This is a genomic window from Vibrio sp. 10N.261.51.C6 (assembly GCF_041471785.1).
Taxonomy (GTDB): domain Bacteria; phylum Pseudomonadota; class Gammaproteobacteria; order Enterobacterales; family Vibrionaceae; genus Vibrio; species Vibrio crassostreae_C.
Genome location: NZ_JBFRPB010000020.1, coordinates 21,504 through 34,904 on the forward strand (window position 1 = coordinate 21,504; position 13,401 = coordinate 34,904).

Genomic DNA, 13,401 nt, shown 5'->3' on the forward strand with positions numbered 1-13,401 from the left:
TTTATCCTAACCTCAATGCTGAAAAAAGAGATTCAGCCAGTTCCCAGTCTTCTTGGGTATCAATATCTTGAACGCGTTTTCTCGGCAAGATCACGGCCTTAGAGTGGCTGGAAAACACCGATAGTTTATTCAGGAAAGCATCTTTACGACCCCAATAAAACTGGCCAGCATCGTGATACGCTTCTTCCAAGTCTTGTGATCTTACCTGTTCGTTTTCAGGCGAAAACATCGAAACAGAGCCTTGCTCATCAAGCTTAATCGCACGCTGAATCGGAAAAGGAAACGATGTGGCACTAAATGTAAATTGCACACTATTTCCTCTAAGTCGCTCGTAGCCTTTCTGAAGATCTTCAGGTAAAACAAACGGAGCAGTGGCGTACAAACAACAAACATCACCAATATCCCAGCCATTATTAGCGCACCAAGTTATTGCATGGTGTATCACATCCATAGTGGTAGCATAGTCATCGGAGATATTTGAAGGCCGTAAAAATGGTACTTCAGCACCATACTTTATCGCTACCTCGGCTATCTCAGCATCATCAGTAGAGACAATAACCTTATCAAAACAATCCGAAGCAAGTGCAGCCTCGATTGAGTAAGCGATCATAGGTTTGCCATGAAAGTGCTTTATATTTTTACGAGGAATACGCTTGCTGCCACCACGTGCAGGAATAATAGCAACGTTCATTATTTACCTGTCAAAATGTCAGTTACTACACGAACAACGGTATTTTGCTGTTCTTCCGTCATACCGTGGAACATTGGCAGTGAGATGGCTTCTTGATAGTAACGTTCTGACTCAGGGAATTCCCCTTCAGTAAAGTCCATAGCTTGGTAATATGGCTGAGTATGCACAGGAATGTAATGCAAATTAACACCGATACCATTTTCACGCAGGGCGTCAAACACTTGTTTATGAGTTAATGATATCTCATCCAACTTCAAACGAATTACGAATAAATGCAAACCTGAGTACGTGTTTTCAAGTTGATAAGGAAGTACCAAGGGTAATTCAGATAACATTTGATTATAACGCTTAGACAACACATGGCGCGCCGCAACAAATTCATCAAGACGTTGCATTTGCGTGACACCCAACGCCGCTTGAAGTTCTGTCATGCGGTAGTTGAAACCTAAATCAACCTGTTGGTAGTACCAACCACCATGAGAAGCTTCCGTCATCATTTCAGAGTCACGAGTGATGCCATGACTACGTAATAGAGCCATTTTATCCGCCAGTTCTTTCTGATTGGTTAACGCCGCCCCACCTTCCGCTGTTGTCACAATTTTCACTGGGTGAAAACTGAAAACAGTAATATCAGAATGTTCACAGTTACCAACTGGTTTGTCGTGATATTTACCACCAATAGCATGAGATGCATCTTCAATGACTTTAAAGCCGTACTCTTTCGCTAGCTTAGCAATGGATTCCATATCACAAGGTTGACCACACAAATGAACAGGAACGACAACTTTTGGTAGTTTTCCATTAGCTTTAGCTGCGATGAGCTTTTGCTCTAGCTTTTTAGGGCACATGTTATAAGTTGCTGAATCAATATCAACAAAGTCCACTTTGGCACCGCAATAAAGACCACAGTTTGCAGATGCGACAAAAGTAACAGGCGTTGTCCACAACCAGTCACCTTCCCCTAAACCTAAAGCCAAGCAAGCGATATGCAGAGCGGAGGTTGCACTATTCACTGCTAACGCATACTGAGCACCAGTATGTTCTGTTAACGCTTCTTCAAACGCAGGAACTTGTGGTCCCTGAGTTAGAAAATCAGATTTAAGGACATCAACTACACTATCAATGTCTTGCTGACTGATATCTTGCTTGCCATATGGAATCACTGTTCTACTCACACTGTAAATTTAGGATCAACATGCTCTTTGATTAGGCCACGTAGACCTTCAATCGTTTCCCACTCAGTATTGGTGCCTGAGTTGTATTTAAAACCAAAAGGCACTTTCTCAGCCTTATGGTGATTCATGTACTCATCTTCTGTATATGTAAAAGAGACAGAAGGAAGGATCGCGTAATAACGACCTAAATCAATTGTATTAAGAGAATCAGTATCAGTAATCATTTCTTCATGAAGTTTTTCACCTGGTCGAATGCCAACAACTTTAGTTGGAACACCAGGGGCAACAGCTTCAGCGATGTCTAGAATTTTGTATGAAGGGATCTTAGGAATAAAGATCTCACCACCCAAATGGTTTTCAAGTGCATACATGACCATATTCACGCCATCTTGAAGAGAAATATTAAAACGCGTCATCTCTTCATGTGTAATTGGCAGTACACCTTCTTGTTTTTTCTGCATAAAGAATGGAATAACCGAACCACGAGAGCCCATCACATTGCCGTAACGTACGACACTAAAACGAATGTCTTTTGAACCTTTAATATTATTTGCAGCAGCAAATAGCTTATCTGAAGCAAGCTTTGTCGCACCATATAAGTTAATTGGTGCACATGCCTTATCGGTCGAGAGGGCAACGACATCTTTCACACCACACGCAAGAGCCGCACTAATCACATTCTCTGCGCCATCAATATTGGTGCGAATACATTCAGTTGGGTTGTACTCAGCAGTGTCAACTTGTTTGATCGCAGCGGCGTGGATAATAACATCAACATCTTCACACGCTTGAATCATACGGTTACGATCACGAACATCACCAATAAAGAAGCGTAATTGTGGAAAATCCTTGTGAGGATATTGCTGCTTGATTTCAAACTGCTTCAGTTCATCACGAGAAAAGATAATGATCTTCTTTACGTCTTGGTATCGTTCCAGAATTGTTTTGATAAATTGCTTACCAAACGACCCTGTGCCACCTGTAATTAATACTGTCTTGTTATTTAGCATACTCAACTACTCTAATATATTTCTATTTCTCTAAGTTTTAAACTTAGGTACTTGAATTCCAAATTGATATCTAGCTACTTTAGCTGGCTAGCAACTTCTCAAAAAACTCCAGGTGCTTCTTCACTGTTGCTCGTGAACTAAAGCTTTCATCTAAGCGCTCTTTGGCTGCTTCACTCATAGCTGTGCACTTATCTTTATCGCGCGCGAGTTTGTCCATTGCCTCACCCAAAGCTTTTGCGTCACCCGTAGGGACGATATAACCCGTTTCGCCATCTACAACGAGTTCAGGAGCTCCACCTGTGGTAGTAACAACAGAAGTTGTGCCATTTGCCATTGCTTCAACAATGGTACGCGGTAGCCCTTCTCCGCTGATCGATGGCTGAACTTGAAAATCTGCCATACACATAATTGAAGGGATGTCAGTACGATGGCCGATGTAGTGAATTCGCTCACTCATAGGGCTCGCTTTCATCTCATCAAAGTGAGGCTCATAGCCACTACCCGCTAAGATTAAGTGGAAGTTCGGTGCTGTAATGTATTTGGTCGCCTCAAGTAAAACAGAAATACCCTTACTTGGCCTTACATGCGCTGCAGTAATCGCGACTACATCATCTTCATTCAATCCAAACTCAGAGCGCTCAGTTGGTGGTACTTTATACCAATCCAATTCATGCCCTTTGTATATGGTAACAACGTTATCTTTGTTCTTCCAAACGCGCTTCACCACATCTTGTCGAACCGCTTCTGAAACACAAACTATGCCATCTACACGAGGGTGAAGTTGCGTTAAATAAGCACTAGGGTCATGTCGATAAAGTCCGCCAGTAGTACCTCGATAAACGACTAATTTAACGTTGAAGCCAATACACGCAAACGCCGCATTAGGTATCGTCTTTGAGTTAAAAGCATAGCAGATGTCGTAATCATGAGTTTTCAGCTCGTGGCGAATCTTTTTAATGGTGTCAAAACAAATTTTACGTTTCGGATAGCCATCTACTACTCGGATACCATGCTCTTCTAGCTTCGATACGTGCTCAGATTCCCCCTGAGTCATTATCGTCACTTGATGCCCTTGACGAGCTAGTTCGATAAAAATCGCAGCTTCTGGACGCAAACTATTCCATGCATGTAAGTAAGATGCACAAACTAAAATCTTCATCTATCGGTCCCTATTTAGCTTGGTCTGTTGAACGGTCTTCTGAGCGATTTTCAAGAATCCACAAGCCGACATATTTATTGAAATTCACCTGAGCGTAAGTCATAGCCATAATGAAACCGACACTACCATCCATAAAGCCACGACGGATAATGTACACAAGGAAAAACGTCCACATCGCTCGAAGTAGAGCAAGGAATAAGCCGTGTGATTTCTTGCCTTTACGATGGTACTTTTGCGAGCCGAGCCAGGCGTACTGCGCTGCTTTATCTAGGCCGTGGCCATAGTCACGATGGGTGTAATGAAGAAGAAATCCCTTCAATATCCCTGTAGAGCCTTGCTCCGGAACGACGGTCTCGTGAACCTCGTCTAACGTATATCGAGAGCCTTCTCTCTTAAACAGTCTTAATACTGCGCGAGCACTGCGGCCATGTTTTAGAGTCGTGCCATAAAGAGTCACCCCCCAAGGAAGTTTATAAGCAGTGTGTTTGATTTGATCTTGTTTTAATAGTTCAACAAGAGCGTCGCTCATCTCTTTATCGAGAGCTTCGTCAGCATCAATTGATAGCACCCAATCACATGTCGCTTTATCTAGCGCTCGCTGTTTTTGCTTACCAAAGCCAGGCCAATCTGTGATTGTCACGTTATCTGTATATTTTTGGCATATCTCAACGGTTGCGTCCGTTGATCCGCTGTCTAACACAATTAGCTCATCGGCAATATCAACCACAGATTTTAGGCAAGTTTCAATTCGGTCTTCTTCATTCTTGGTAATAACAATGACAGACAGGGTATGTTTTCTCATTATTCAGCCCTAGAATTTCCAATAGTTTAATGATTTACGGATTTTAAAGTTACGAATCCAATTTTTTGGTTTTTTATCCTGCCAACCGCTTTCTAGCACATCCGTAATAGCACTCAGAACTCTCGCTGAGGATTGACCGTCCAAATATGGCGTTATTGACGGACCATAATTAGCAATGGCTTTATCTCTTGTTTCATCAGGTAGCATTGCTTGCTTAATTGCTGACTCTAATTGCTCGGCTTGAGTAATGTTAATAAAGCTTGCTTGAGGGTCTCGATTATTTACCGTGACAACAGGCTTATTGAGCAACAAGAATTCCTGAAATATCGATGAGTTGTCACACACCATAACATCAGCACGATGTTGCATTTCAATCACTCGGTCATTATCGAAAAAGAGAAGGTTATCCCCTTCCAGTGCTTGATATTTCGCTCTCGTCTCTTGATTCATTTTCGGATGAAGAGTCACTAACCATTGCCACTGACTCAGTTGACTGAGGCGCTTAAGCTCTTCATAAACCAACTCTGCACACGATAAGCTTGGCGAAAAAGTGGAAGCGAACAGAATTTGAGGTCTCTCATGACGATTCTCACTAGCTTGATAATTAAACAAGCTATCGAGCTTCAGCCACCCGGTCTCTTTAACTTGAAAATAGCCGCGCTGCTTAGCTAGCGGCTCAAGCGAGCTTGTTCTTTCATGGCCTTCGGTGCAATACAAATCAAATAGACCACGTTCAGGGTATAAGTTCCCTCGTTTGCTCTCGTTCAAACCATGAAATACCTGTACCTTCAACCCTGGAATAAACGCTGGAACACGATCACCGGGCACTAGAACGGCAGAAGGATTAAAAGCAATAGCTTCTGTCAAAGAGACGCTCTGCTCTTGATCCAGTAAAAGATGTTCAGAAGCGTCTTCACCAACAAGCAACCACTTAACCTCATGGCCGAGTTGCTTCGCGTAATCATAGAATGGGCGAAGAATAGCAAATGAATAATTTTGCTCGACGTAGAGCAAGAAACGATAGGTTTGATCGGTTTGCATAAGCGATGAGATAAAATTCACCATGTCCGTTTGAAAGCGCAACTAAGCATTTAATTATAACGCTCTTTACTTTCGAGATTGAAGAAAATACTCTTCTGATTACTGATTTTACCCTCTGGTGTCACTGTTCTTATGCTTATACGAATTATATACACTCTTATATTGTCATTGGCCTCTCCACTACTCCTCTATGGGCTTTATAAGAGCAAACCCGGAAAACCAAGTTTCGGTAAGCGCTGGAAAGAACATTTCGGTATTACGCCGCAAACTCAAGGTAAAAGCCCTATCTGGATTCATGCCGTGTCAGTGGGTGAATCTATTGCTGCGATACCTATCATTAAACAATTGAAGCTGCGAGATCCAAATCAAGCCATCATTGTTACCACAACGACCAGCACAGGTGCTGAACAAATAGAAAAGCTTGGTGATTTGGTCGAGCACCGCTACATGCCGATTGATTTTTCTTGGTGTGTACAAGGCTTCTTGAAAGCTGTTCAACCTAAACAGATGCTAATCATGGAAACGGAATTATGGCCAAACACACTGCACTGCGTCGCGAAAGCTGGGATTCCTATATCAGTACTTAACGCTCGCCTATCTGAGCGCTCGTGCCAGCGTTATGCTAAATTCCAAGCCGTTTTTGATCTCTTAGCCAAAAATCTCTCTCAAGTACTTTGCCAATACCCAAGTGATGCTGAGCGTTTTATACGATTAGGGTTAGATAAAGCATCTGTGCATGTGACTGGGTCGATCAAGTTTGATATTGAAGTTTCAGCTGAACAAGTATCAAAAGGCAAAGCGTTACGTGAACAAATTGGCTTTGAACGCTGTGTGTGGATAGCAGCCAGCACTCATCAAGGCGAAGATGAAATTATCTTAGACGCTCATAGGCAACTTCTTAAAGACAACCCTAGTGCGCTACTGATGATCGTGCCTCGCCACCCAGAGCGATTTAACCAAGTGACGGAACTGGCTAAACAATACCAATTCAACACCATCACTCGAACGAGTCAGCAGCCAATCACCTCTGATATTGAAGTGTATATTGCGGATACGATGGGAAAAATGTTGGTATTACTCGGTGGCGCTGATGTCTGCTTTATGGGCGGAAGCCTTGTGGGCGATAAGGTAGGTGGCCACAATCTGCTAGAACCAGCAGCTCTACAGCTACCCTTACTGAATGGTCCTAGCTACTTTAATTTTAGCGAGATCACCGACAAACTACTTGAAGCTCAAGCTGTCACTATTTGTCAAAACAGTAATGAAATTGCAGGCCAGCTAAGAGAGCTATTCTCTCAGCCTGACTTGCGTAAAAACAGAGGCTTAGCGGCTTATCAAGTGGTTGAGCAGAACCGAGGGGCGTTGGATAAAACCTTGGCATACATTCTTAATTAATGACCATTCTTAGCTAATGGCCTTCTTAGCTAATGGCCTTCTTAGCTAGTCACCACTCTTAACTAACAGCAACTAACCTTGGTAGCCTTGCAATAACGGTTCCCAATCCTGCTCTTGCCATTGAATCTGGCGCTTGTTCACTTCTTTTAAGAACGAGCGCTTTAAGCGATTCAAGTTGCCTTCTTTCCAGTCATCACCCGCTTGCTGACCACACTTATCAAAGTCAATAATCCACACCCTTTGCGAGTCATCAAGCAGGATATTATGAATGTTGAGATCGGTATGATTAACCCCAGCATCGTGCATCTTGCGTACCTCTTGGCCAATTCGACGATAAACATCCGCATCTATCGGGCCATTGACCAAGACATCAACCAGATCTTTGGCATTGGGAATTCGTTCAGACATTAAGTCCGCTCGATAAAGTAGTCCGCTTTTAATGGCTCTAGCAGCAATGGGCTTCGGTACATTCACACCTGCGTTTGCCAATATCTTTAGGACATTAAGCTCCATTGCACAGCGCGTACTTTCCCAATCAGAGAAACGATATTGGTCTTCGACTAGCTTCCCAAACAATCCGCCACGGCGATAATGGCGCAATGCGGCCTGTATTCCATCAAGCTGAATGAACCATGTGGTACCGCGTCCTTGAGCACTGCCTGAAATGGCGTCTTGTTGCTGCCAATATTCAGCCTCAAAAATCTGAGCGATATCGCCCTCTGGTACCTGAGCCAAAAGTTCAGGGTCGTACCAAATTGTTTGGTTCTTGGTGCTAATCGTTTCCATCTATGAGGCCTTTGGGTCGCTTTTCGTCATTGCTATTTTACAACTAATGCGAGTATCTGCATAATTCTGATGTTATTCACTTTTTTCGGGCACTTTATGTCACTGTTCTCAACTGCACCTCAATCTCTTTGCATACTTCGCCTCTCCGCGATTGGCGATGTTTGTCATGCTATTTCTGTGGTTCAAGCCATCCAGAAGCAGTGGCCTGAAACGAAAATCACTTGGATAACGGGCAAAATAGAAGCCATGCTGATCGGCGATCTACCCGGTATTGAGGTGATTGTTTTCGATAAGAAACAAGGCTTCAAAGGAATGCGTGAATTATGGCGTCAGCTATCTGATCGTAAATTTGATGCACTTCTGCATATGCAAGCCGCACTCAGAGCCAGCGTGCTATCTTGGGGAATAAAGGCGAAGTGCAAAGTGGGATTTGGCAAAAACCGTACTCGTGAAATGCAGTCACTCTTTACCAACCACCATCTACCTATTTCAGATAAGTTTCATGTGTTAGATAACTTTGCCGAATTTGCTCGCTACATTGGTGTCCCCTTCGATAAGCCTCAATGGGATATCCCTTTAACACCTGAAGATGAACAACTCGCAATTAGCACCATGGCAGACAAGCCGACCTTGGTTATCTCCCCAGCTGCAAGCAAAGATTCACGCAATTGGTTAACTGAACGATATGCAGCTATTGCTGATTATGCTGTCGAACAAGGCATGCAAGTGGTGTTATGTGGTTCTCCGGCACCAAGAGAAGTTAACCTTGGTAGCGACATCGAAAAATTATGCCAGTCGCCAGTAACCAACTTGATTGGAAAAACGAACTTGAAGCAACTGACTGCCGTACTGAAACATGCAACGGTGGTATTGGCACCTGATACTGGCCCAGCCCACTTGGCAACTACGCAGTCAACGCCTGTAATCGGCTTGTACGCACACAGCGACCCTCGTAGAACAGGACCTTACAACGATCTCGATATCGTAGTGAGTGTTTATCAACAGCACGTAGAAGCACAACAAGGTAAACCAGTCGCAGACCTTCCATGGGGAACCCGTGCTAAAGGCGATGACCTGATGAAAGACATCACACTCGATATGGTAAAGCAGCAACTCGATAAGGCCTTAAACTCTAGTAAAGCACCGAATTCGAACACTACATTAAGCAAGGACAGCTAAAATGAGCACACACGTTATTTATCCAGGAACTTTTGATCCGGTGACCAATGGCCACCTTGATATCATTGTTCGTGCCGCTAGCATGTTTGACCATATCACTGTTGGAGTAGCAGCGAGCCCAAGTAAAAAAACCATGTTTGAATTAGATGAACGTGTAGAGTTGTTACGTGATGCGGTGTCTCACTTACCTAACGTGTCTGTTGAAGGATTTTCGGGGTTACTGGTCGATTTTGCTAAACAGCAGCAAGCGAATGTGTTGGTGCGAGGCCTAAGAACAACCATGGATTTTGAGTACGAGTTTGGACTCACTAGCATGTACCGCAAGTTACTACCAGGGCTTGAAAGCGTGTTCCTTACCCCTTCAGAAGAATATGCTTTCCTCTCTTCAACCATTGTTCGTGAAGTCGCTATACACGGCGGGGATATTAGTCAGTTTGTGCCACAAAAAGTAGCAGACGAAATCACAATAAAAACAGCCAAGTAGTTCTCTTTATCTACTCCGAAAAATAAAAATAGCGCTCAGTGAGCGCTATTTTTATTAATACCTATAATTTAATCCGCCCCGAGCACGATCTTTCCGACACTACAGAACCACTAATAGTCAATCAGCCATACTGCCTCAACATTCTTGAAGCCCGTCACAACCATAACCTCTAACAAAGCGAACAATCATTACAAAAAGCCAAACGAGTGATAACATAATTTCTTGTGAATAAATACATCAATATAGCTTTATGAAATCATACTGTATTACCTTAAAAGCAAACCATTGTAGGCAAAAATCAACAGCTAACGCCCTTAAGGATGCTCAGGTTGATTTTGAGTTTTTTATCGGAGTGGATGCACGAACCGATGAACATCCTCTACTAACAAGAATTCACGATAGAGCTTTTTTACACAACATGGGGAGGCCGCATGCAATTGGGGAAGTGGGGTGTTATGCAAGCCATTATCTTATTTGGCAAAAATGCATAGAGTTAAATGAACCCATTTTAGTCTTCGAAGATCATGCCGATATTGATATCGATATATTTCGCAATACTTTGACTATCGCCGAGCAGCATATTGAGCAGTGTGGTTTTATTCGCTTACAAGACAGTAAGAATAGACTACATTATTCAGTTGATAAGTACGATACACAGCATCTTGTAAAGTATTTGAAAGTTCCTCAAGGAACCGCCTGCTATGCTATATCTCCCAAAGCGGCACAAGCTTTCATCGAACAAAGTTCAACTTTTAATTATCCAGTTGATGTATTCTTAAGGAATACTTGGATTCATAAGCACCCCATGTTTGGTGTTTCTTCTGCTGGATTACAGCGTAGTAAACGGCCGTCAATTATCGGTAGTCGTAAACATAAAGGTAGAAAAGACTATTCTGTCGCCTTTATGAAGATTGTGAACAAAATAAAGAGTATGGCACTTAATCTATCAACAAACCTTTATCACCTTGCAGTACTAGATAAAGAGTTCAGACCAAAATTCTAGGTCTAGGAAAAGTACACTCACATTAAATTGCCCCCTCTCTTTATGCTTATACTTATACCTAAAAAGCAATCATGCGATTACCTATAAAAATAGCGCTCATTGAGCGCTATTTTTAATTCAAAGCTATCAATTACTACAGCGAGTAATAGGCTTTATACCAATCTGCGAATGCCTTCGCGCCTTCTTGGATTTTAACTTGTGGTTTGTAGCCTACTGCTTCAAACAGATCCTCAGTATCGGCGTAAGTTGCGTACACATCACCAGGCTGCATTGGCATGAAGTTCTTTTTCGCTTCAACACCTAGAGCACCTTCTAATGCTTCGATGTAGTCCATTAATTTAACCGGGCTGCCATGACCGATGTTGAATACGCGATACGGAGCAGAACTGGTTGCTGGTGACCCTTGCTCAACGGTCCAATCTGGTTGCTTGGCTGGAATACGATCTTGAACACGAATAATACCTTCAACAATATCATCGATATAAGTGAAGTCACGCATCATGTCGCCGTTGTTATAAATGTCGATTTCTTTGCCCGCTACGATTAGATTCGCAAACTTGAACATCGCCATATCAGGGCGACTCCAAGGACCGTAAACCGTAAAGAAGCGAAGACCTGTCGTTGGTACGTCGTATAAATGAGAATAGGTATGCGCCATCAACTCATTCGACTTCTTAGTCGCGGCGTACAGTGAAATCGGGTGATCAACACTGTCTGCTGTATGGAATGGCATTTTTTGATTCAAGCCATAAACGGAACTCGATGAAGCATAAACGAGGTGTTCAACCTTATTATGGCGACAGCCTTCAAGAATAGCTAAGTGACCGACAAGGTTGCTATCGGCATACGCCATTGGGTTATCAATTGAGTAACGAACGCCAGCTTGCGCCGCTAAGTGAATCACGCGGTCAAACTTTTGCTGTGCGAAAAGCTCAGCGATACCTTCTCTATCAGCGAGATCCAGCTCGATAAAGGTAAGCTTTTCATGCTCGATACGCTTAAGGCGATCATGTTTCAGAGAGACTTCGTAGTAGTCATTTAGGTTATCGATACCAACAACCTCATGCCCTGCCGCACATAGTCGCTCTGACACTGCAGAGCCAATAAAACCAGCAACGCCAGTTACTAAATATTTCATTCTACTATTCTCAATTCATATAATTAGTACAATTGTAGCCACTCGCTAGCCTATCGACTAGCAATAAAAAGTGAACACGAGTTCAGATTTTCTATACTTGGCACTCTTCGCAATAAAACGTATTGCGCTGTCCGATTTTTAGCTCTTGAATCAATGCTTCGCAGCTTGGACACTTTTCACCTGCTTTGCCATACACTTGTAGCTCTTGAGCGAAATATCCCGGCTTGCCATCTGCTTGTGCGAAATCTTTTAGGGTAGTACCGCCTTGTTTAATGGCGGTAGCGAGTACTTGTTTGATCTCTTTGGTCAACAAGACCCACTCTTGTTTTGTCACTTTGCTTGCAGGGCGCAAAGGGCTAATACGTGAAGCAAATAGCGCTTCGTTGGCGTAGATATTTCCGACACCAACCACCACTTTGTTGTCCATAATGAACTGTTTAACAGCGACTTTACGTTTTTCTGCCTTCTCAGCGATGTAGTCGGCGTTGAAGTCGTCAGTGAGCGGCTCAGGGCCAGATCCCAGTAGCACAGGATGCGTTTCGTCAGGAGCAGACCATAACCACGCACCAAAGCGGCGAGGGTCGTTATAGCGCAGTACTTTGCCGTTGGTGAGCTTAAGATCCACGTGATCGTGCTTGGCTGCTGGAAAGTCAGCGTCTAATACGCGTAGTGAGCCAGACATACCAAGGTGAACAATGGCAGTGCCAGTATCCGTTTCAATCAATAGGTACTTTGCACGGCGCGAGATAGAGCGAATCACCTGCCCTTCTAATGCTTTTAACTCTTGTGGGATATCCCAACGCAGCTTAGGCGTGCGAAAAGTAAGGGTTTTAATGGTCTCGCCAACTAAATGAGGCGAGATCCCCATACGGCTTACTTCGACTTCGGGTAATTCAGGCATAGTTAGTCGTCCGATTTAGAGGAGTGGTTAGCGTTAAAGCTTGGAAACAGGTAGCTCTCTTCAATAGACACCGCCAACCACTGATCATTCCAGTTTTTTAACAACCAGAACTCAGGCAATTGATAATAGGTAATACGCTGGGGCTCTTCTTGGTCTTGATACCATACTTCGATGGTGTGTGGTGTATTTAACCGAGGCGTAAGGTCTGTGTAGGTCTGTGAGTCGACTTCCGTGCCCACAAGCTCTTTCCAACGTTGTGACAGCTCTTGTGCATTGGTGGCTTGAGGAAAGTCAGTATCTTCGAACTGGTAAACCCATTGATTATCTTGTTGAATGACAGACCACTTAGCAAAGTGTAACGCTTGAAGCTTTGCTGTTGGGTTCAGGAGATAAGGATAAGGGCTATCAACCTGCGGTTCAGGCTCGATAAGGTACGCTTTGATCAATGTTGGAAGGTTTAACACGCCAATAAAAGCGATCACACTGAACATGAGTATGTTGTTCCACCGGCGTCCACGATATCTCATCTGATTCTGCTCATCTAACCTATTGAACATTCAGTATATCGTGAAAGTGGCAATACTTTCTATGTTGTACAGATTTCTATCTATCAGAGGCTATATCAAGCAAGAATAAT

At 43.3% G+C, this 13,401-nt stretch carries 14 protein-coding genes; 4 read left to right on the forward strand and 10 right to left on the reverse strand.

What is annotated here, in order from left to right:
- Window position 1 precedes the first annotated feature (1 nt).
- From pseF to AB4375_RS05685, 6 genes are all read right to left on the reverse strand, one after another.
- The gene (gene pseF / locus AB4375_RS05660; RefSeq protein WP_372051177.1) at window positions 2-691 is read right to left on the reverse strand and encodes a pseudaminic acid cytidylyltransferase; all 690 of its coding nucleotides are present in this window, start codon (window positions 689-691) and stop codon (window positions 2-4) included.
- Window positions 691-1,866 carry a UDP-4-amino-4,6-dideoxy-N-acetyl-beta-L-altrosamine transaminase gene (pseC, locus tag AB4375_RS05665; RefSeq protein WP_017069249.1) on the reverse strand — a complete coding sequence of 392 codons (1,176 nt, stop codon included), beginning with the start codon at window positions 1,864-1,866 and terminating at the stop codon, window positions 691-693. The genes pseF and pseC overlap by 1 nt, the downstream gene beginning before the upstream one ends.
- Window positions 1,863-2,876 carry a UDP-N-acetylglucosamine 4,6-dehydratase (inverting) gene (gene pseB / locus AB4375_RS05670; RefSeq protein WP_017069248.1) on the reverse strand — a complete coding sequence of 338 codons (1,014 nt, stop codon included), beginning with the start codon at window positions 2,874-2,876 and terminating at the stop codon, window positions 1,863-1,865. Before pseB ends, pseC begins: the two co-directional genes overlap by 4 nt.
- Before the next feature lie 79 nt (window positions 2,877-2,955).
- Window positions 2,956-4,035, reverse strand: a complete 1,080-nt coding sequence (locus AB4375_RS05675) for a glycosyltransferase family 4 protein (RefSeq protein WP_372051178.1) — start codon at window positions 4,033-4,035, stop codon at window positions 2,956-2,958.
- A 10-nt stretch (window positions 4,036-4,045) separates the two neighbouring features.
- On the reverse strand, window positions 4,046-4,837 hold the full coding sequence (locus AB4375_RS05680) for a glycosyltransferase family 2 protein (protein WP_017069246.1): 792 nt from the start codon (window positions 4,835-4,837) through the stop codon (window positions 4,046-4,048).
- A gap of 9 nt (window positions 4,838-4,846) precedes the next feature.
- A complete protein-coding gene (locus tag AB4375_RS05685; RefSeq protein ID WP_372051179.1) occupies window positions 4,847-5,878 on the reverse strand; it encodes a UDP-N-acetylglucosamine 2-epimerase in 1,032 nt (343 codons plus the stop codon).
- Between the two features lie 132 nt (window positions 5,879-6,010).
- Here AB4375_RS05685 and waaA point away from each other — a divergent pair, with 132 nt between their 5' ends.
- Window positions 6,011-7,273: a lipid IV(A) 3-deoxy-D-manno-octulosonic acid transferase gene (gene waaA, locus AB4375_RS05690; protein WP_372051180.1), complete on the forward strand. Its 1,263-nt coding sequence runs from the start codon at window positions 6,011-6,013 to the stop codon at window positions 7,271-7,273.
- A gap of 72 nt (window positions 7,274-7,345) precedes the next feature.
- On the opposite strand, the gene AB4375_RS05695 is transcribed toward waaA, so the two are convergent.
- The gene (locus AB4375_RS05695; protein WP_372051181.1) at window positions 7,346-8,059 is read right to left on the reverse strand and encodes a 3-deoxy-D-manno-octulosonic acid kinase; all 714 of its coding nucleotides are present in this window, start codon (window positions 8,057-8,059) and stop codon (window positions 7,346-7,348) included.
- 96 nt (window positions 8,060-8,155) lie between these two features.
- Between AB4375_RS05695 and AB4375_RS05700 the strand changes: the two genes are divergently transcribed.
- The 3 genes from AB4375_RS05700 to AB4375_RS05710 all read left to right on the forward strand — a co-directional run bounded on the left by AB4375_RS05700 (window position 8,156) and on the right by AB4375_RS05710 (window position 10,725).
- Complete coding sequence (locus AB4375_RS05700) at window positions 8,156-9,238, forward strand: glycosyltransferase family 9 protein (RefSeq protein ID WP_010433790.1); 1,083 nt, start codon at window positions 8,156-8,158, stop codon at window positions 9,236-9,238.
- A gap of 1 nt (window position 9,239) precedes the next feature.
- Window positions 9,240-9,722: a pantetheine-phosphate adenylyltransferase gene (gene coaD / locus AB4375_RS05705; RefSeq protein WP_017063092.1), complete on the forward strand. Its 483-nt coding sequence runs from the start codon at window positions 9,240-9,242 to the stop codon at window positions 9,720-9,722.
- 250 nt (window positions 9,723-9,972) lie between these two features.
- A complete protein-coding gene (locus AB4375_RS05710) occupies window positions 9,973-10,725 on the forward strand; it encodes a glycosyltransferase family 25 protein (protein WP_016792613.1) in 753 nt (250 codons plus the stop codon).
- Window positions 10,726-10,858: 133 nt separating this feature from the next.
- Here the strand turns inward: AB4375_RS05710 and AB4375_RS05715 are convergent, their stop codons facing one another.
- The 3 genes from AB4375_RS05715 to AB4375_RS05725 all read right to left on the reverse strand — a co-directional run bounded on the left by AB4375_RS05715 (window position 10,859) and on the right by AB4375_RS05725 (window position 13,291).
- Complete coding sequence (locus tag AB4375_RS05715) at window positions 10,859-11,863, reverse strand: NAD-dependent epimerase (protein WP_017063090.1); 1,005 nt, start codon at window positions 11,861-11,863, stop codon at window positions 10,859-10,861.
- Window positions 11,864-11,954: 91 nt separating this feature from the next.
- On the reverse strand, window positions 11,955-12,764 hold the full coding sequence (gene mutM, locus AB4375_RS05720) for a bifunctional DNA-formamidopyrimidine glycosylase/DNA-(apurinic or apyrimidinic site) lyase (RefSeq protein ID WP_017063089.1): 810 nt from the start codon (window positions 12,762-12,764) through the stop codon (window positions 11,955-11,957).
- Window positions 12,765-12,766: 2 nt separating this feature from the next.
- Window positions 12,767-13,291 (reverse strand): hypothetical protein, encoded by a 525-nt coding sequence (locus tag AB4375_RS05725; protein ID WP_032546317.1) that lies wholly within the window; start codon window positions 13,289-13,291, stop codon window positions 12,767-12,769.
- Window positions 13,292-13,401: the final 110 nt, after the last annotated feature.